This is a genomic window from Chryseobacterium geocarposphaerae (assembly GCF_002797535.1).
In the GTDB taxonomy this organism is placed as follows: Bacteria; Bacteroidota; Bacteroidia; order Flavobacteriales; family Weeksellaceae; genus Chryseobacterium; species Chryseobacterium geocarposphaerae.
This window is the reverse complement of record NZ_PGFD01000001.1, coordinates 2270272-2290968: the sequence shown is the minus strand read 5'-3', so window position 1 is coordinate 2290968 and position 20697 is coordinate 2270272. Positions and strand designations below refer to the sequence as shown.

Here is a 20697-nt window from a genome sequence, read left to right as displayed (position 1 = left end):
CCATTGAGATGATAATTTTGCCAAAAATTAATTATGATAATAAGTATAGCAAAGAAACTTATGTATGTGGCTTCAATTTTTGCTTTTGTAGCTACTTTTGTATCATGTAGTTCAGATAATAATGAAAGTGAGATAGAAACGCCATCCCAAGTCTTATCATCAACACCTTGGGAAACAACGGGAGCGAAAGATAAAGACGGAAATTCTGTGGCTTTGACTGATCCCAATGTAAGTGGCTTTGTTGGTTTTTCTTACTTTAAAGGAGATGGAAATTTTGCCATTTATGGATTGAATGATGTGTTGAGGTCAAGAGGAACCTGGTCTGTATCTGCAGATGGAAAAACAAGAACCATTACCGCTTTAAAACCGGATGGAACAACTCTTTTTACGCGTGTGGTTGATATTCTTGTTTTAAATAAAAATGAGTTTACCTACAGAATTCACGCCAACCCAAATGATTCTTCGGTGTTTTATGATATTAAGCACTCTAAAGTATCTCATGCAGAGCCTAATCTGGGACAGCTTATTTTAGCATCCACACCTTGGGAAATGACTGCAGTAAAAGATAAAAATGGAAATCCGGTTGCTTTAACGGATCCAAAGGTAAGTGGATTTGTAGGATATTCTTATTTCAGAGCGAATGGGACGTATGCTATTTATGGTTTAAATAACGTATTGAGGTCACAAGGAACCTGGTCTATATCTCCGGATGGAAAAACAAGAACCATTACCGCAATAGATGCTAACGGAAATGTGATATTCACCAGGATTGTAGATATTCTTACTTTGAATAATGCAGAATTTACTTACAGAATAGTACCTGATGCAACCAATAATCCGGCAGAATTCTATGATATTACCCATAAACCGGTTAATCATCTGGAACCCTAAATAATTGGAATGTGAAAAGAAGCTCCTCGGAGTTTCTTTTTTTATGTTTGTGATTTCTGGCTGTCTTCATAGAGTTTAGCATTGCTCCATTTAGCGTGTTTTGAAGGAACAATTCTGTAGCCTTTTCTATAAGTGTACACTTTTGTGAACTCGGCTCCGAAAAATACAAGCATACAGGAATAATTGATCCACATCATAATTAAAATAACAGTTCCGGCGGTTCCGAATGCCGAGGTAGGTTTAGCCGTTCCGAAATAGAGGCTTAATAAAAACTTCCCCAATGTAAAGAGGATGGTCGTAAGCAATGCTCCTGCCCAAACAGATTTCCAGCTGATTTCTACATCCGGTAATACTTTGAATAGTAAGGCAAACAAAAGCATAACCACCCCAAAACCAACAGTAAAATTGATAAGTTCTACCAACATATACGTCTCTAAACCAAAATATTGGGTGATAAACTTGTTGAAAATACTGATTAGCGAAGACAAGATCATAGTTATCATAAGTAAAAAGCCTAGGATCAAAATCATTCCTAATGAATTGGCTCTGTCCAGCAAGAATTTTAAGATCGCTTTTTTAGGAGCAGCTTCTACGTCCCAAAGTGTATTTAATGAATGTTGGAGCTGAAAAAATAGGGTAGTAGAACCAAAAACCAAAGAGCCGACTCCTACAATTTTCATGAAAATATTTTGCTTGTCAATCAAAGCTCCTGCAATCATATTTTCTATGCTTTTGGCTGCATCGGTGCCCATCAAACCGCTTATTTGATTACTTATCTCCCCACGTATAGCTTCTTCTCCCAAAAAATGACCTGCAATCCAGATGATAATGATCAATAACCCCGGAATTGAAAAAATAGCGTAATAAGCCAGGCTTGCAGAATCTGTTGAAGCAGAAGAACTGTTCCATGCAGCGAATGTTTCCTTTAAGACTTGCCATAAAAATTTTATATTTTTCATCATAGTATCGTCGGGATTTATTCGGCATAACCCCTAAAAAGGATAACCGATCGCAATATTCAGAATAAGATTGTCCTTCCTCCAGTTGGAATCACCGAAATTTATTTTATCAAACGTCCATCGGTCATTTTTTTCATAATAAGGAACTCTCAACGGCATGGCCAGATCCAATCTTAAAATCAAAATGGAAAAATCTAATCTTAACCCAACTCCGGCTCCAACAGCAATTTCACTTAAAAATTCTTTTGAAAATTTGGCTCCCGGTCTGTCCGGATCTTCATTAATAAGCCAAACGTTTCCGGCATCGGCAAAAACGGCAACATTTAAAAACTTATAAAGATTGGCGCGGTATTCTGCATTGAGTTCTAATTTAACATCACCGGACTGATCGAAATAATAGCCCTGTTCAATCGTTCTCGGATCAAAAATTCCCGGTCCTAAAGTTCTTGCCCGGAATGCTCTTACACTGTTGCTTCCTCCTGAAAAGAACTGTTTTGAAAAAGGGATATGCTCAGAATTTCCGTACGGATAGGCTAACCCGGCAATAAATCGTGTTGCTAAAGACGTTTTTTCGGTGAATTTGTGATACAGTCTGAAATCATTTTCAATCTTTGCATACTGGCTGAAAGGAACTCCAAAAATAGTTTTCTCTTTATCTTTTTTTACATTCGCACCCGTTACCAATCCTGTTATATTTCCTGCCAGATCCAATGTACCTTTATAATATATGGTGGTCGGTTTCGACAACATGGTATTGGTGTAGGTATAAGAATAAGTAGGTCCGAAAATCAATTGTTTCTGAACAACTCTCCGCATGGCATCGCTTTTTGCAGAGATTGAATCATACAATGCTGTAATATTTGCGGGAGAAACATAGGTTACATCAAAGATTTTCAGATCATGTTCCTTTCTAGCATTTTCTTTCCAGACGTATCCGAATGAACCTGTGAAAGTATTCAAAGTATAATATTCCGTACGATTCTGGAACTCGTAGCCTAAAGTAATATTTGTTCTCGGAACAAAAGCGCTTGATGAGCTAAACCTGAAAGGAGCAACAATTCTCGGGATTGAAAGCTGAACATTGGTTCCGGCTCTGAAGAGGTTTTTAGCATTTTCAGGACCTCCCATCTGGAAATCAAAAGCTCCGTAGATTGCTGCTTTAAATTGTTCTGCTCCTCTGAAGAAATTTCGGTGTGTCCAGTTGAGATTCAATTCGCTTCCTGCATAATTGGCAGAATTGGTTCTTCCTAAAGCTTCCAGACGAAGAGACTGTATTTCTCTTGGCGTTAAAAGATAGTAAGCATCAAATTTATGCTGCAGTGAATCTGAAACAATAAATTCATTTTTTACAAACTTGAATACTCCTAAACTGATTAAACGGTTTAAGGTAAGGTTGTGATTGGTTCGGTTGTAAAGATCTCCTTTTTTAAAATATAAAGCCCTGTCAAAAATTTTAGGCTTGAACTTGTGTTGCGGATCGATGACATAAATATCCTTGTAGGCATATTGAGCAAGAGAATCCGTATTCATCGGAATTTTATATTTTCCTGCTCTTACATCCTGAATATTGTAGGTCGGAAACACTATTACATTATTAATACTGAATTGCTGGGTCGAAAGATCCGGAGTATCCTCTTTCAGCTTGACATTGAGTTCCACCTTATGATTTTTGCTTATGGTACTGTCGGCCTGAACAATAATATTATCGGGATGGAAATAATAAAAACCTCTTTCCTTTAGTCCGTTATCAATTCTGTCCCTTTCATTTTTAATTACATCCAGGTCAAACGGATTTCCGTTTTTAAGAAATGTTTTACCGGATAAATCCTGAATTTCTTTATTAACTAAGGAAGAGTCTTTCTGAAATTTAACATTGCTGATCAAATATCTTGAGCCGGGTCTTAAGGTATAAATGACCTGAGCTCTTTTGTTTTTCGAAACTGTGTCATAAGTTGCTCTTGCATTAAAATAGCCTTTATTTTCAGAATAATTTTCAATAATATCTTTATTGAACTCCCTGTCTACATCACCCAGTAAAACAGGTTTTTCTCCCATTTTATATTTCAGCCAGTAGTTGAATCCTTTTTCCTTTTTAGGTTCTTTGGCAATATTGTAGAAATACAGCTTAGGTCTCATTCCTAAAAATGTGGAATTGGGTTTTGGAGTAAGATTGGCCTCCAAAGCCGTTTTAAGCTCTTTTCTTTCTTTTTTTGAGAGAGAGTCATTTTTTATTTTTACTTCTCCTCCTGTATAAAGCATTTGTCCTTCTTTCAGAAATCTTGTATTATTACATGAAAGACTGAGCGCTGCAAACCCGGAAGCGAATAAATATTTGAAATATATGGAGCGTTTAGTTTTCATTATTTGAATGGTTATTTAAATTCTACCACCTGATCTTTTTGGTTTTTTCTTACTCTTTTCTCTTTAGATTTTTTGAAAATATCACGGAATTTATCGTAATCCAGTGTGATAATAAATCCAACCCCGGTTTCTATAATTTGTCCCTGAAGAGCTACCTGATATTCATCTTTACGGTAGGCACGAAGCATGTATCTTCCGTCTTTGGAAAGGCTATAATCCACTGTGACATTTCCTGCAATATTGGTCATGTTTTCGTTTTCCCGTGCTTCACCCTCTAATGCAAAATTGCTTCCCACGGAAACCTTCAGACGATCATTCAGTAGCTTTTTGCTGACTCCTACATTAAGGTCTGTTCTTGTATTTTTGTTGCCGGTTGAATAATCTTCTGAAGATTCGAGATCAAAATTCAGGTCTACTCCTTTTATCAAATCGGAGGCAAGATTATTAAGCTGCTGAGAAAGAAGCTTACTCACACTCTGTCTTGCGATCATTTCACCGGACATTCCAGCGCTGGACTCAAAAGGATTTTCACCAATGAAACGATTTAATAATAGCAAGGCAAAAACCTGTTTATTCATTTCCGATTCTTGGGTTCTCAGCTGGGCAAGTTTCTGATCTATAGTTTCAATTACAGCAGATGAAACTGCATTATTCTTCTTATCAGTAGTAATATCAAAGGTAATTTCGGGTTTCAGTAGTTCTCCTTTCATTTTTAATAATGTATTGAAAGGTATTCTTTGCTTATACTGATTGAGTTCACCCGGTGAATCCGGATTTAATTGCTGCTCTACCAGATCGATCGGAGCGGCCTCTGTTTTATAAATGGCGGTAATATCCAGTGTTGCCGTGGTAGGCTCTCCGGTCCAGGTAATGGTGCTCCCTTTTTGAATATCGAATTTACGTTTTAGCAAGCTTACAGACATTTCATACGCTCCGGATTCTACCTGATAAATTCCTACAAGTGTTGTTTTTCCGGAAGGATCTATACCTCCGGTTAATTCTGCCTCTCCCTGAAGCTTTACGAAATCTCCATTGGCTTTATCAATAATGATGGATAGTTTAGCTTCTTTACTTACTTCTATATTTACACTTACATCCATTCCTTTAATGCGGCTTTGTGCATTTAGAGAGTCAGCTTTGATCGTTTTATTAAGAACTACCTGATCCTGATCGATAAATTCTACAATTCCGTCTCTTTCCTGTAACGAAGGGCTCGATTGCGGAAGTACGAATGAAAAATCAGTAGCATCGGAAACATTCAGCCTTCCGTCAACTTTTGGCAGATCAAGATCACCACGAACATGGAGATTGGCGTCAATCGCTAAAATTCCGTACATAATGGCATCGTTCGATTTTTCGGAATTTACGACTTTAAAATCTTTGGCTCGGACGTCTAAGTTGAAAGCAAAATCTTTATAGGTCTGTGTAAGAACTTCACCATTAATTCTCAGAGAATTTCCGTCTTTATCATTGATTTTGAAATCATCGAACTCAATACCTCGGCTGGTAAAGTCGATCTCATCGTTCAGCTTTCTGAAATCACTTCCTGTTTTGGTAATTTCCAAACCTACATCATTAAATTTGACTTTACCTAAAATGTTGGGTTTATCTGTAGTTCCGGTAATTTTCAGATTTCCCGAAAGATAACCTTCCGTATTGGTAATGGCATTCATGGAGAATCCTTGAACAGACTTCATCTGTAACTGATTGATGTCCATGTTCAGGTTAAATGTGCTGGAAGAAGTGTTGTAATCTCCCAAAATTTTTACATCATTATTATTTCCTGAAAGTACGACATCAGCATTCAGGAGATTCGGAGAATTGTTGTTGACTTTTACAGCAAGGTTTCCGATAGGGTTTTCATAAACAATTAAATCAGAAATATTTAAGTCAGATGTGAAAGTCATCTTTTTTGTCAAATCACGCAGTTGGGCAGTTCCGTTGATTGTTCCTCTTGCCAACAGTGTATCTTTTTTAATCAGCTCTGTAATGGTCTCAATTTTAAAATCTCTCAGCGAAACATTTAAAGGTGAATTTGGAGATTGGGATTCCGACTGTAATAAAATCTCACTTCCTCCATTTGAAAGTCTGAAATTATCTGCAAAAATTCCTTTATTTCCGATCTGTATTTTGTTCCCTTCTGAAACTGTCCAGTCGGTGTAATTTAATTTTAAGCCATTCGGATTTAAAGATATTTCTGTGATGTCATTCAATGATTTTGCATTTCCGGCAATCAGGAATTGAGTTTCATCTTTTTGATCTTTTGTCGTGATGCTGTAATTGATAATGTTATTTGAAACATCGCCACCAATATTTACTTTGTTTAGGGCAAAACTTGAGCTTTTTAATCCTGCGACAAATAGGTTGTATTGTAACGCCTGGTTCTCGTTGGTTACTTTTAACGTTGCATTTTCAATGGAATTTTCCCCATACAGAAGCTGTGGAATTTGTCCGTCGATTTCAATTTTCTGAGAATCGGCATCATAATTTCCGGTCAGATTAATGGTTTCAAAACTTTTCAGATCAGGAACAAACTTTCTGATGATATCATCATTTTTAATTTTTGCACTAAAGGTAAAGAACTGTCCCTGCTGAATTTTCTGAGCCTTTCCCGGCTTTTGGAACTGATAATACTGATTAATGGTATTCGATAAAGAGCCAAAAATCTGGGTCAGTTTGTATTTTCCTTTCAGCTCTATATCTGCAACCTGAGAGTTGAGAACAATATTGGTAGAATCAGCAGTTGAAGAAGCTTTCAGATTCAGTTCCTGAACAGGATACACTTCTTTGGTATCCGAAAAAGCAAAATCTTTTAAAGTTAGATAGCCATTCAGATTGTCCGGATCCAGATTGGTAAAATCGCCATCTATTTTTCCTGCGATAATCATTGGTTTTTCGTAGAATCCAAGTTTGTTCACATCCAGTTTTATCACTTCACCATTCACTTTTACCGTAGGATTTTTCTCGTTGTAAACTCCGGAAGCCGTTAGCAATAGACTAGCATTCGGGTCTTTTGAGTTGAGAACAATATGATAGGCTCCACGATTGATTTTTCCCGTAAGGTTCATGTTTTGGTAACGGTATCCTTTATAAACTGCTGATGCAACATGACCTTTTAAATCTGCTTTTGCATTTTTGAAATCAAAACTTTCTCCTTTGGCATAAATCTGCGCCGAAATTGCTCCTATATCTTTATTCTGGATGATTTTCCCGATCTGTAATCCCTGTAGATTGGCTTTTACATCATACAGTTCATGATTTTTTCTTCGCATATCTACTTTGGCAATAACAGCTGCGTTACCAAGACTGGAGTAGAGGTTCAGATTGGCATCCACCACTTTGGTGGTTCCTTTTGCTATTCCTTTGATGCTCATATGGGAAGGTAGAGAAATAGTGGAAGGAATTGTATTTTTCGGAACTAAATTGAAAATCGTTTTTGCGGATGAAGACAATTCTGTAATCCTCAAATCATAATATAAATTCTCAGGATTCATCGCGTTTCTGATTCTTCCTGATGCAGCAACTCTTAACTGATCTAAACCTGAAAGCTTGAGATTGTTGATCAATAAATCGTTGACACTTCCTTTTACGTTGGCATTTACATTTAAAATGGCATTTGGATATTTGTTAAAAGGAACGGTATTTCTCAAAGTCGGAGCCAAATTCAGGATATCTGCAAAACCAATTCTGGAATCTTTGATATTGGCTGAAATTTTTACGGCTCCTAAATTGGAATTTAATTGTTCAATAGAATTATAATTTAAAATAACCTCATCACGTAGCAATGTTTTTGGAGTCTGCAGATAAAGATCCTTTAGATAGGCCTCCTTGTCATTATATACAAAATCCGTATTGAACTTTTGAATATCCATTCCTCTTGCTTCCTGAATTTCTGCTGAGCTCACGGTTCCGGCAAACGTATTGTCCTGCATTCTGAAACTTCTTACCTCGACATTCATTTTGGAAAAATTCATGTGATTGAAATCCATTCCTTGCTTTGTAGCAGCGATGGCAGTATTGTTGTAGGCAACTTTTACATCATTTAATACCAATTTTCCGAGTAACAGATTCAGTGCTTTTTCTTTATCCGTTACTTTTGAGGCTTCAGATTCTTTGCTGTTTTTAGGATTCGCATTCTGAGCCGGAAGATAAAGATTGGCATTAATAGCTGCGCCGGAAAGGAAAATATTATCTATGCTATATGCATTGTTTTCCAGATCAAGCTTATTGACTTTTGTGCTGAGTTCTTTGAATAATACTTTTGCGAAAGTTTTGGTATTGTCGTCGCCGTAATCAATATCGAAGTTGGTAAGTTTTATTCCTCTTAAACCAATCTGCATCGGCTTTTTATTATTAAGAGAATCGACTTTCTTTTCAACTTTCTTAGAGACTTCTTCTACGAGATCCTGTTTTAATTTTAGCTTTAATCCGTCAAGATTAATGTCATTAACAGCATACTTGTTGTTAGCTAAATCGAAGGTTTTTACTCTTGTGTCAAAAGATGCAAAGTAAAGTTTTATATCATTTCTGGATTGCTGGTCGTTGAAAGTAATGCCAATATCTTTTAGTTTAATTTTATCTAAGGAAATAATGAAAGGTTTCGATGGACTTTCTTCTTTATCACTGGTGGCAAAAGCATCAATAATATAATCGAAGTTGAATTTCCCGTTTGGCTTTCTTATGACATTGGCTCTTGCGCCCTCCAAATCCACCGAAGTAATATCTGCTGTGGAATTGATCAGTTTAAGCATATTTAATCCAACGTCAAGTTTTTTTACGGCCAGAAGCGTATCAACATCCTGTCCTTTTAAATACAAATTTTCCATAACAAGACTGTTTGGAAATCCTATATAAACTCTTTCGAGGCTTACTTTGGTTTTAATTTTCTTTTCAAGATAGACGACCAGTTTATCCTTTATGAAGTTTTGAACAGCCGGAAGCCTTAAACTAAAAACAAGCAGGATAAGAAAAACCAATATGGAAATAAAGGTTATGAGGAATCGCCTTAAGAGCTTTCTTTTATTGATTTTCAGTTTCAAGAGTGATTCGGTTTTAGACAAATATAATAATACGAATTTATTATCTATCTGCAGTGATACTCTTTTATGAATACAAAAATCCTGCCTTGACTGTCCATTTATGGAATTTAAGTTTAGTTGTCGTCAAGTGAATTAGTTGATGAAGACAGTCAAGGTGCGGATTTTTTGTTTTTAAAAGCCCCCTTTTTATCATTTTCTATGTTGAAAAGGTTAGCAAAAATGAAGTTTCAAATGTTAGTTTAGTTATTCAAAGGGGGCATTGGCATGGTTTGTATGTTGAGATAAAAAATTTTATTCATTATTTCCGTTCTCCCATTTTACCTCTTCACCTTGTGGAGGGGCACCTCCTTGAGCAGGAGTGATAGGAGCGGTTTCCTGATTGATATGATATATGTAAGCCGCAATTTTTTCAGCATCTCTTCCTGTAATGGTTCCCTCTTTGATAAATGGTCTCATCGTAGGATTGTTGGGCGATCCGTTTTCAAGCATCCAGATTACATTTTTGAATAAGCTTTTTTGTTTTACATTGATCCAATGGGTATCGGTTAAATTTGGACCAATTCCTCCTTTCCCGTTATCGCCATGACATGTGACACAGTTGGTTTTAAATAATTCCTGACCTTCTGCAATATTATCTGCACTGTATTTTGCGGTTTCAAGTGTTACCTGTGGTGCATTTTTTTCATATTCTTCGATAGATGCGAGCATCTGTTTCGTTTCATGGTTTAATTCTGCTTCAGGATGGGCGTAATCTGTGAAGGCAAAGGCTGTAAGATATACCGCACAGAAGATGCACCCGAAATAAAACAGGCCGATCCACCATTTTGGAAGTGAGTTGTCGAGCTCTGTAATTCCATCGAAACCATGATCAATAAGAATGTCTTTTTCTTCAGTAGCAGACTGTTTTTTGAAAGCCGAATTCCAAAGTTTCTGGAAATAGGGAGTGTTTTTATCTTTTAAATATTCAGCTTTTTCTTCAGCTGATAATTTGGTGAAATTCTGGTTTTCAATTAAATCTCCAATCGAATTCATGATCAACAGAAGAATAATTGCAATCAGCATCAATCCCCAGAAAAAAGGTGAAGAGAAATATCCTGAATCGTGCGCGAACATTTCGAACGCCATGATCGTCAAACCTATTGTGACAAGGATATATATGGAAATAGGGGTTCTTGTTTTCATTGTAATTCAATTTAAATTATTCTGCACTTGCGGTTTGAATCTGAGTCGTTTTGATATCGGTTCCTAATCTTTGCAGATAGGCGATCATGGCTACAATCTCTCTTTGCTCAAGCGGAACGAATGTTGCTCCTTTTGCAGCTCTGTCTTTTTCAATCTGTTCTTTCACATCGGTAGCTTCGGAATAAATTCTTTTTACAATTCCTGCAGCCTGATTATTGGCCCATTGATTGGCGGAATCTATTTCAGCTTTTGTGTATGGAACGTCGAAATAGTTTTTCATCAGTTTCATTTTGTCCACCATTTTTGTTTTGTCCAGTTTGTTTGTAATCAACCAGGGAAAACGTGGCATAATGGATCCTGCTGAGGTAATTCTCGGGTTGTACATATGTTTGAAGTGCCATGAATCAGGATTTCTTCCTCCTTCTCTATGTAAGTCAGGTCCTGTTCTTTTCGATCCCCAAAGGAAAGGTCTGTCATAAATAAATTCTCCGGCTTTAGAATACTGCCCGTTCTTGCCTTCAAATCTTACAATCTCGTCCCTGAATGGTCGTATCATTTGTGAGTGACAGGCATTACAACCTTCGCGGATGTATAAATCTCTTCCTTCCAACTCTAGCGGCGAATAAGGTTTAACGGCGGTAATGGTTGGTACACTTTGCTTTAAAGTTAATGTCGGTATAATTTCTACCAATCCTCCAATGGCAATGGTGATGAAAGCTAATATTGATAATAATTTCGGAGTTCTTTCCAGCCATAAATGGATTCCTTCCCCTTCTTTTCTCGTACTTCCGATATTGGCCAATGCAGGTGCTTCTGCAGGAACTTCTCTCTGGAATGATCCGGCTCTGATGGTTTTTATAACGTTTACAACCATTAAAATAGCTCCTGAGATATAAAATAAGCCACCCAAAAATCTCATTTTATAATATGGAATGATTGCAGTTACGGTATCCAGCCAGTTTTTCCACAATAAAGTTCCGTCCGGGTTGAATTGTTTCCACATTAACCCCTGAGTAAATCCTGAAATATACATTGGAACGGCGTAGAAAATAATTCCTAAAGTTCCCAGCCAGAAATGCCAGTTGGCAAGTTTCTTAGACCAAAGTGGTGTTCTCCACATGACAGGGATAAGATAGTAGACGATACCAAAAGCCATGAAACCGTTCCAGCCAAGAGCTCCGATGTGTACGTGACCAATTACCCAATCGGTATAATGCCCTATTTTGTTTAAAGATTTTGTTGCTAAAAGCGGACCTTCAAACGTTGCCATACCGTAACACGTAACAGCTACAACGAAGAATTTTAGAATAGGATTTTCTCTTACTTTATCCCAGGCTCCTCTTAAGGTTAAAAGCCCGTTCAGCATACCTCCCCAAGATGGTGCAATCAGCATAATTGAGAAACCTGTTCCTACCGCTTGCGCCCAAGCTGGGAGCGCAGTGTATTGCAAATGGTGCGGTCCTGCCCAAAGATAAACGAAGATGAGTGACCAGAAGTGAATAATAGACAATTTATAAGAAAAAACGGGTCTATCTGCAGCTTTTGGTAAGAAATAATACATCAAGCCTAAAACCGGGGTCGTTAATACGAATGCTACTGCATTGTGACCGTACCACCACTGAACCAAGGCATCTTTTGCTCCTGCATAGATCGAATAGGATTTCCAGCTTGTGAATGATAACGGGACTTCAAGATTATTGAAAATATGAAGCATGGCTACTGCAATCCAGGTTCCGATGAAAAACCAGATGGCAACATATAAATGTCTTACACGTCTTTTGGCGATTGTTCCGAACATATTGATCCCGAACACAACCCATGAAACTGTTATTAAAATATCAATTGGCCATTCGTGTTCTGCATATTCTTTAGAGGTATTGATTCCCATAAGGAAAGTAATCACTACACTGACAATCATGATTTGCCAGGTCCAGAAATGTATCCATGATAAGGTGTCACTGTACATTCTTGTTTTAAGTAATCTCTGCATACTGTAGTAGGCGCCACAGAAAAAGGAATTACAGACAAAAGCAAAAATCACCGCACTCGTATGCAACATTCTGATCCTTCCGAAACCAAGGGCTCCTTGTGTATTAATCAGTCCCTGAATGTTCCCAGATGCTAAACTTTTAATGGTGGTATCATCTGTTCCGAATAAAAATTCGGGAAGTTCAGGATAAAAAAGCATCAGTGCAGCGGTAAGTCCGAGTAAAAAACCGACTAAACCGAATGCAATTGTAGCATAGAGGAATGCTCTGACAATAGTATTGTCATAATTAAATTTTTGCGTCTCCATAATTCCTATGTGTTGTACTGAGGTAATATTTACTTTAAAACAGAAGCTCTGAGCAAATTTTCGGCTTAAGTTTTAAATATCATGCAGCGTAATAATGTTTTGCCAAAGGTATTCACTAACTTTGTGTAAGTCTAATAGATATACTTCTAAAATATACCGAAAACTACTAAAAACAAGAAGTGATGAAAGTGTGCGGACAAAATATAAGGAAAATACGGAGAGAAAGGGATTTCACTCAGGAATATATGGCTTTTGAGATGGGGATTTCTCAGAAAGCTTACTCTGATATAGAAAATTCTAAGGTGAAGATCAATCTGGAAATTTTAACTAAGATTTCGGAGATTTTAGAAATTAAGCCTTCGGATATCTGTAGTATTTCTCATAAATGCGGAAATGATGAATACGAAAATAAATTTCATGATCTTGTAGAGTACATGAAAAAAAATAATATCGCTATTCCTAAGGATTATTTGTAAGTTTTTTATATTGACTAAATATTGAATTGATAAATAAAAAAAACCATCCTGGAAAAGGATGGTTTTTCGTAGACTCACAGGGATTCGAACCCCAGATGACTGAACCAAAATCAGTAGTGTTACCGCTACACCATGAGTCTCTGTTTGTTTTAGTGGTGCAAATTTACAGCTTTTTTCATTACATGCAAGAACTTTTTACAATTTTTTTTAAATTTACTGTAGTTTTTATTCCCGCTAATTATGCTGATAGACTTCAATAATCTCAATATTAATCAATTATCTTTTGAAACCGAATTTGAAATTAAAATTAAAAGTTTCTTGGAGGAATGGTTTTCAGATTCCGAAACGGTAAAAGTACAGACTTCGGGGTCTACGGGGGTTCCAAAGATATTTGATATTGAGAAAAAGAAAATGATTAATTCTGCAGAAATGACCTGCAATTTTTTAGAATTAGAAGAAGGGAATACTGCTTTAATCTGTTTGCCTGTTGAATATATTTCAGGGAAAATGATGGTTGTTCGGTCTGTCATCAGAAAACTAAAACTAATAATTGTTGATCCTTCTACAAGACCAATTGAAGATCTGAACGAGGAAATTGACTTTTGTGCCATGACGCCGCTTCAGGTAGAAAATTCTTTGGGTAAACTGCATTTAATTAAAAATCTGATTATTGGTGGAGCAGCGGTTTCTGAAAGTTTAAAAAAGAAAATTTATCAAACACTCAGACTTTCAAATTCTTCAACTAAAATATTTGAAACTTACGGAATGTCGGAAACGCTTTCTCATGTTGGATTAAAACAGATTGCTCCAAATGCGGAAGATTTTTTTACGGCTTTTGAAAACGTCGAGATTTCTAAGGATGAGAGAGGTTGTCTGAAAATCTTTGCTCCAAAAGTAAATGCTGAGGTATTACAAACTAATGATTTAGTTGAGATTAAAGATAAAAATCAATTTAGATTTTTAGGTAGAATGGACAATGTAATCAATTCCGGAGGGGCAAAAATTTTTCCTGAACAACTGGAAGCTTTAATTAAAAAAGAAATTCCCAATGAGGCTATTTTTTTAGGAATTGCTGATGAAAGTTTGGGACAGAAATTGATATTGATTATTGAAGGAAAAAAGTCAGCAAATCTGTTGGAAAAGATTTCGGGTATTTCTTTTGAGAAAAATTTTCACAAGCCGAAAGAAATAATTTTCATTGAAAACATTCCGAGAACCCCCAATGGAAAGGTAAATAGAATCGAATTAAAAAATATGCTGTAAAGTTTATCTTTATGGCTAAATAGAATTAAAATGAAAGATTTTTCAAAGGAACTTAGCTTCAAAACTTCCCGCAGCAGTGGGGCAGGAGGTCAGAATGTGAATAAAGTGGAGACTTCTGCGACGGTTCTTTGGAATGTTTCGGAATCTGAATTTTTTACTGATGAACAAAAAGATTTGATTGAGGATAAATTGAAAAACAGGATCAACGCAGATGGTTTTTTATTCTTAACGGTTTCCGAAAGTCGAACTCAATTAATGAATAAAAATAAAGCGATTGAAAAGATCCTGGAAATTGTTGATAAAGCATTATTTATTCCCAAAAAACGGATTGCAACAAAGCCCTCTAAAGCCAAGAAACAGAAAAGATTGGATACCAAAAAAAAACTTTCGGAGAAAAAAGAAAACAGGAGGTTTAAGTTTTAAGAATTCTTATAACTTCCGGCTTCCATCTTACAACCCAAAATTCTTATCTTTGCAAAAATTAAAAAAATGGGCAAACCGATAACTGAATTCATAGAAAAATATTACCTTCACTTTAATGCTGCTGCATTGGTGGATGCTTCTAAAGGATATGTTGCACACCTTAAAGATGGCGGAAAAATGATGATTACTTTGGCAGGAGCAATGTCTACTGCAGAGTTGGGGAAAATTCTTGCTGAAATGATCCGTCAGGATAAAGTAGATTTTATCTCTTGTACAGGTGCAAACCTTGAAGAAGATCTTATGAATCTTGTAGCGCATTCTCATTATGAAAGAGTACCTCACTACAGAGATCTTACACCTCAGGAAGAGTGGGATCTATTGGAAAGAGGGCTAAACAGGGTTACAGATACTTGTATCCCTGAAGAAGAAGCTTTCAGAAGACTGCAGAAACACATCTTTGAAATCTGGAAAGATGCGGATAATAAAGGAGAAAGATATTTCCCGCACGAATATATGTATAAAATGATCCTTTCGGGAGTTCTGGAGCAGTATTACGAAATTCCCAGAGAAAACTCTTGGATGATTGCTGCGGCTGAGAAAAACTTACCAATCGTAGTTCCGGGATGGGAAGATTCAACAATGGGTAACATCTTCGCTTCTTACTGTATCAAAGGAGAATTGAAATTCTCTACGATGAAGTCAGGAATTGAATATATGGCTTATTTAGCGGATTGGTATACTAAAAATTCAGCAGGAAAAGGAGTTGGTTTCTTCCAGATTGGTGGAGGTATCGCAGGGGATTTCCCAATTTGTGTAGTACCAATGTTGTATCAGGATATGGAAATGCATGATATTCCGTTCTGGTCTTATTTCTGTCAGATTTCAGACTCTACAACATCTTATGGCTCTTATTCAGGAGCGGTTCCAAATGAGAAAATCACTTGGGGTAAATTAGACATTACAACACCGAAGTTTATCGTTGAAAGTGATGCTACCATCTGTGCACCATTGATGTTCTCTTATATTTTAGAGAATTCTTAATTGAAAATAATAATAAATTTAGGTAAAAGGCTTATCATGTAAGCCTTTTATTTTTTTAAGTATTGGAGAATCTAAGGAAAAATACATTCGAAGCTCTTACGGGAATGCGTGCCATTGCGGCGATTATGGTGTTTGTATATCATAATCGTAAATATTGGCGTCATGATCTGCCTTTTCCGATTATGCGTTTTATCAGTGAATGGCATATCGGAGTAACGGTTTTCTTTGTTTTGAGTGGTTTTTTGTTGGCCTATCGCTATGAAGATTCACCTTTAGAATCAAAAAAATCTTACTTAAAATATATTCTGCTCCGTATCGCGAGAATTTTTCCGTTGTATTGGATTTTACTGAGTTTTTTCTTCTTTGATACGGCATATTCCCGAAATGTAAATACTTATTTCCTGCAATATTCACTGTTGTATTCATTATTTGAAAAGTATTCGGTTTCAGGAATTGTACAGGCGTGGTCGCTTCAGGTGGAATTCTTTTTTTATTTGCTGTCTCCACTTTTATTTTTGCTGTTGAAGAAAAGTTGGAAATATTGCATTTTATTTTTGTTGGGGATTTTTCTTTTCAGTTGTGGAATAGGTTACGGCCTGCATTGGTATAACGGTAATCCTGAAGGATTTTTGTATCCATTGAATTTCATGATGGGAAATACTTTTTTCGCAAGAAGCTTAGAATTCTTTTTTGGAATGTTACTGGCTTATCTGATGAAGAAAGAAAAAGGGATTGGATTTTTAGCAAGATTGAAAAATCCGACTTTATACGGAGGGATTGCAATTATAGTTTTTACGATTGCTATTGCTCTTTTTGCCAGAAACAACTTCGTACATGGAGTGGAACGATGGGAGGGAAGGTTAATCCATGAATTGTTTCTGCCAGTTGCCATTGCCATTTTCTTTTGGGGATTAATGTCTGAAAAAACTTTGATATCTAAAATACTGTCGTCCAGATTATTTATTCTTTTGGGCAATGCTTCTTTTGTTTTCTATCTTATTCATATCAGCTATTTTAATCTTAAGCTCAAGTCATATCTGTATTTACCTGATCACAATTTTATTTTATTGTGGATCTGCTCTATTATTATTTATTTATGGATTGAAAAGCCTCTTTATGAGTGGTGTAGAAAAATAATTGCGAAAGTTAAATAAGACTTCAGTCTAAAGAATTGATAAGGACAAAATAACGATACGCCAGAATTCCTTTCTGAAATTTTGTCAGCTTATTGGGATCTTTATTACTCATTTTTGGAAGAATGGCTTTGTTGATCTTATTCAAAAATTTGAAAAATGATTTTTTCATGATAAAATATTTTAGGGGTTGTTAGTAGTATTCAAAAAGTATGCGGTTTTATTTAAAATAAAAACTGCCCATCATTTCGACAGGCAATTTTCTTACTAACATATTAAATTTATTTATCGCATTATCCTTCTATGGATTTCCATACATATTGGATTCTCCTCCGTCAATAGCAATTACCTGTCCTGAAACATATCCGTTTTCATCACTTAATAAATAGGCTACCAAATGTCCAACATCCATTGGATCTCCTAATCTTCTTGTAGGGTTTCTGGATGCATATTCTTGTTCAGCTGCTTTGGGATCATTTGGATTTACCTGTTTAAAAGCTTCCGCAACCATAGGTGTTAAAATAGCTCCCGGAGCAATAGCATTCGTTAAAATATTATCTTTTCCATATTCCAAAGCTGCATTTTTTGTCATACCTGCTACAGCATGTTTTGTTGCAACATAAGCAGTCTGATTCAGAACCCCTCTAATTCCGCCAACAGAAGCAACGTTTACAATTCTTCCGCCTCCGTTTTTCTGTAATTCAGGGATCACATATTTCATTCCATAATAAACACCTAAAAGGTTGATATCAATTACTTTTTTGAAAATATTGATGTCATAATCAATCAAAGGGGCCTGCTTTCCTTCAATTCCAGCGTTGTTATATAATCCGTCAACTTTTCCAAACGTTTTAACGGTTTGGTCAACATAATTTTTCACGTTTTCTTCCACAGAAACATCTGCTGTAACGGTTAAGAATTTATTTTCGGGATATTTTGATTGTAGATCAGCCTTGGTTTTGTCCAAAGCTTCAGCATTATAATCTACTAATGTCAAATCGGCTCCTTTAGAAGCTAATACATCCGCTGCAGCCAGACCAAGTCCCATTGCTGCTCCTGTTACAATTATTACTTTTCCTTTTAAATTTGCCATAATTTTTTGAATTAATGATACATAAAGTTACACATCTTAAAAGTTTTTCATCTTGATCTATGATAAGAAATCGATTGCATTATCAGGAATTCATAATATTTTAAAATTATTTTCAGGTCCGGAAATTATGTTTACCTTTATTCTATTCAGCTATTTTATGGACGAAATATTTAAACAACAGGTATGGGAAATTACCAAGTTAGTTCCCAAAGGCAGAGTAACGAGTTACGGAGCGATTGCAAAAGCAGTGGGGTATCCTAACCATTCACGGCATGTAGGGAAGGCGATGGGAGGCTGCCCGAAAGATGTCCCGGCTCATCGGGTCATTTCAAGTTCGGGAACTTTATCTGTTCCGGAATTTCAGGTAAGATTAGAAGCAGAGGGAATTGAGGTAGAAAATTTTAGGATCAAGAATTTTAAGAAATTATTCTGGAATCCTTTGGATGAGCTGTAAAATAAAAGTTTCGGGGCGGCAAAGCCGCCCCGAAACCTCCATATAAAATAACCAATTATTTATTCAGGTTCTGATAGCTTCTTTGAATAAAGTCAGTCAGATCTTTTCCTTTCAATAGATTCTGAGAAAGTTTTGCCAGATCTAGAGCATGTTTAATTAAACCTGCTTTTTCCTCGGAACTTTCTGTATTTAAAATTTGGTTGGCAAACTCGCTGTTGGAATTTACTACCAGGTTGTACATTTCAGGGAATCCGCCCATTCCAAACATTCCGCCTCCACCGGTTGCCTGCATATCTTTCATTCTTCTCATGAATTCTGGCTGGGTAATCGTAAACGGAGCATCATTGCTGTCTAAATCTTCCAGCTGAACCGTGAATTTTGTATCATTGATTGCTTCTTCAACATTTTTCTTCAACGATTCTTTTTCCGTTTCGTTCAATTTAGCGATGATTGGTTCGTCTTTTTTGATCAGATTGTTGATGTGATCTGCATCTACTCTTACAAAAGAAATTTTCTCTTTTGAAGTTTCAAGCTTTTGGATCACGTGAGGAATGATTGGTGAATCTAACAGAAGAACTTCATACCCTTTATCTTTTGCTGACTGGATATAACTGTGCTGTTCATCAGCGTTGGAAGCGTAAAGAACTACTAAATTTCCATCTTTATCGGTTTGATTTAATTTAATTTTTTCTTCTAATTCATTCCACAAGAAATACTTTCCGTCTGTTGTAGGGTATAATGTGAATTTGTCTGCTTTCTCAGCAAATTTCTCTTCCGTTACAATTCCGTATTCAATAACCACTTTAATGTCATTCCATTTTTTTTCATAGTCCTCGCGGTTTTCATTGATTAGAGATGACATTTTGTCGGCAACTTTTTTCGTGATGTAAGAAGAGATTTTCTTCACGGCACCATCTGCCTGTAAATACGAACGGGAAACGTTCAACGGAATATCCGGAGAATCAATTACCCCACGAAGAAGCATTAGGAAATCCGGAACGATACCTTTCACTTCATCCGTTACAAATACCTGGTTCTGATATAACTGGATTTTATCTTTTTCAATATTTAGATTATTGCTCAGTTTTGGGAAGAATAAAATCCCCGTTAAGTTGAACGGATAATCAACATTCAAATGAATATTAAATAAAGGCTCCTCAAACTGCATTGGATACAATTCGTGGTAGAATTTCATATAATCTTCATTGGTCAGCTCACTTGGAGCAATCGTCCAGGCCGGAGTAGGGTTGTTGATGATGTTATCAACTTCCTCGGTTTCTGCAACTGCATCTTCAGGAGCGTCTTCCGGTAAAGGCAATGTATGTGTTTTGGTTCCGAATTTAATAGGAACAGGCATGAATTTGTTGTATTTTAATAACAATTCACGGATTTTTCCTTCTTCTAAAAATTCTACGGAGTCTTCAGCGATATGAAGAATGATTTCAGTTCCTCTTTCCGTTTTATCGGCAGTTTCTTCTAAAGTAAATTCAGGGCTTCCGTCGCAGATCCAGCGAACGGCAGGTTCATCTTTGTAGGATTTGGTTAAGATCTCAACCTTCTCTGCAACCATAAAGGCAGAATAGAATCCAAGTCCGAAATGACCTATGATTCCTGAATCTTTTGCAGAGTCTTTATATTTCTCCAAAAACTCTTCTGCTCCGGAAAAGGCAACCTGGTTGATATATTTTTCAACTTCTTCACCCGTCATCCCGATTCCTTGGTCGATAATATGAAGAGTCTTATTCTCTTTATCGATCTTAACTTCAAGTTTTGGATTTCCATATTCAACTTTCGCTTCACCAATGCTCGTTAAATGCTTTAGTTTTAAAGTGGCATCCGTTGCATTGGAAATCAATTCTCTTAAAAAGATTTCGTGGTCACTGTACAAGAATTTCTTAATAAGCGGAAAAATATTTTCCACAGATACATTAATATTTCCTTTCGTCATAATATTTTTAGTTTTAATTTTTTCTTCCAAATCTTTCTCAAAAAAAATACCGTTTGATGAAAAGTGACATTTTGACATTTTTATAATGAACAAGCTACTGATAAAAGTTTTATCAAAGAAATATCTTATTTTTAAACT

At 36.2% G+C, this 20697-nt stretch carries 15 protein-coding genes and 1 tRNA gene; 7 read left to right on the top strand and 9 right to left on the bottom strand.

Going from position 1 to position 20697, the window contains the following annotated elements; all coding sequences use genetic code 11:
* Positions 1-33: 33 nt before the first annotated feature.
* Positions 34-891: a DUF4822 domain-containing protein gene (locus CLV73_RS10190; RefSeq protein WP_100376707.1), complete on the top strand. Its 858-nt coding sequence runs from the start codon at positions 34-36 to the stop codon at positions 889-891.
* A 41-nt stretch (positions 892-932) separates the two neighbouring features.
* Here CLV73_RS10190 and CLV73_RS10185 read toward each other — a convergent pair whose 3' ends face one another.
* From CLV73_RS10185 to ccoN, 5 genes are all read right to left on the bottom strand, one after another.
* On the bottom strand, positions 933-1853 hold the full coding sequence (locus CLV73_RS10185; RefSeq protein WP_100376706.1) for a YihY/virulence factor BrkB family protein: 921 nt from the start codon (positions 1851-1853) through the stop codon (positions 933-935).
* A 30-nt stretch (positions 1854-1883) separates the two neighbouring features.
* On the bottom strand, positions 1884-4211 hold the full coding sequence (gene tamL / locus CLV73_RS10180) for a translocation and assembly module lipoprotein TamL (protein ID WP_100376705.1): 2328 nt from the start codon (positions 4209-4211) through the stop codon (positions 1884-1886).
* An 11-nt stretch (positions 4212-4222) separates the two neighbouring features.
* Positions 4223-9250 carry a translocation/assembly module TamB domain-containing protein gene (locus CLV73_RS10175; RefSeq protein WP_100376704.1) on the bottom strand — a complete coding sequence of 1676 codons (5028 nt, stop codon included), beginning with the start codon at positions 9248-9250 and terminating at the stop codon, positions 4223-4225.
* A gap of 291 nt (positions 9251-9541) precedes the next feature.
* Entirely contained in the window at positions 9542-10432 is an 891-nt protein-coding gene (locus CLV73_RS10170) for a cytochrome c (RefSeq protein WP_100376703.1), read from the bottom strand.
* 16 nt (positions 10433-10448) lie between these two features.
* On the bottom strand, positions 10449-12728 hold the full coding sequence (gene ccoN / locus CLV73_RS10165; protein WP_100376702.1) for a cytochrome-c oxidase, cbb3-type subunit I: 2280 nt from the start codon (positions 12726-12728) through the stop codon (positions 10449-10451).
* A 182-nt stretch (positions 12729-12910) separates the two neighbouring features.
* Between ccoN and CLV73_RS10160 the strand changes: the two genes are divergently transcribed.
* Positions 12911-13204, top strand: a complete 294-nt coding sequence (locus CLV73_RS10160; RefSeq protein ID WP_100376701.1) for a helix-turn-helix domain-containing protein — start codon at positions 12911-12913, stop codon at positions 13202-13204.
* 69 nt (positions 13205-13273) lie between these two features.
* Here the strand turns inward: CLV73_RS10160 and CLV73_RS10155 are convergent.
* A tRNA-Gln gene (locus tag CLV73_RS10155) sits at positions 13274-13344 on the bottom strand.
* Between the two features lie 100 nt (positions 13345-13444).
* Between CLV73_RS10155 and CLV73_RS10150 the strand changes: the two genes are divergently transcribed.
* From CLV73_RS10150 to CLV73_RS10135, 4 genes are all read left to right on the top strand, one after another.
* The gene (locus CLV73_RS10150; RefSeq protein WP_100376700.1) at positions 13445-14467 is read left to right on the top strand and encodes an AMP-binding protein; all 1023 of its coding nucleotides are present in this window, start codon (positions 13445-13447) and stop codon (positions 14465-14467) included.
* Between the two features lie 30 nt (positions 14468-14497).
* Positions 14498-14890 carry an alternative ribosome rescue aminoacyl-tRNA hydrolase ArfB gene (gene arfB / locus CLV73_RS10145; protein ID WP_100376699.1) on the top strand — a complete coding sequence of 131 codons (393 nt, stop codon included), beginning with the start codon at positions 14498-14500 and terminating at the stop codon, positions 14888-14890.
* Positions 14891-14956: 66 nt separating this feature from the next.
* Positions 14957-15931 (top strand): deoxyhypusine synthase family protein, encoded by a 975-nt coding sequence (locus tag CLV73_RS10140; RefSeq protein WP_100376698.1) that lies wholly within the window; start codon positions 14957-14959, stop codon positions 15929-15931.
* A gap of 62 nt (positions 15932-15993) precedes the next feature.
* Positions 15994-17085: an acyltransferase family protein gene (locus tag CLV73_RS10135; RefSeq protein ID WP_228424309.1), complete on the top strand. Its 1092-nt coding sequence runs from the start codon at positions 15994-15996 to the stop codon at positions 17083-17085.
* Between the two features lie 4 nt (positions 17086-17089).
* On the opposite strand, the gene CLV73_RS19015 is transcribed toward CLV73_RS10135, so the two are convergent.
* Positions 17090-17236 carry a hypothetical protein gene (locus CLV73_RS19015; protein WP_169925746.1) on the bottom strand — a complete coding sequence of 49 codons (147 nt, stop codon included), beginning with the start codon at positions 17234-17236 and terminating at the stop codon, positions 17090-17092.
* 129 nt (positions 17237-17365) lie between these two features.
* A complete protein-coding gene (locus tag CLV73_RS10130) occupies positions 17366-18157 on the bottom strand; it encodes a glucose 1-dehydrogenase (protein WP_100376697.1) in 792 nt (263 codons plus the stop codon).
* Between the two features lie 52 nt (positions 18158-18209).
* Here CLV73_RS10130 and CLV73_RS10125 point away from each other — a divergent pair, with 52 nt between their 5' ends.
* Complete coding sequence (locus tag CLV73_RS10125; protein ID WP_317044612.1) at positions 18210-18611, top strand: MGMT family protein; 402 nt, start codon at positions 18210-18212, stop codon at positions 18609-18611.
* A 55-nt stretch (positions 18612-18666) separates the two neighbouring features.
* Here the strand turns inward: CLV73_RS10125 and htpG are convergent, their stop codons facing one another.
* Positions 18667-20559 carry a molecular chaperone HtpG gene (gene htpG, locus CLV73_RS10120; RefSeq protein ID WP_100377041.1) on the bottom strand — a complete coding sequence of 631 codons (1893 nt, stop codon included), beginning with the start codon at positions 20557-20559 and terminating at the stop codon, positions 18667-18669.
* Positions 20560-20697: the final 138 nt, after the last annotated feature.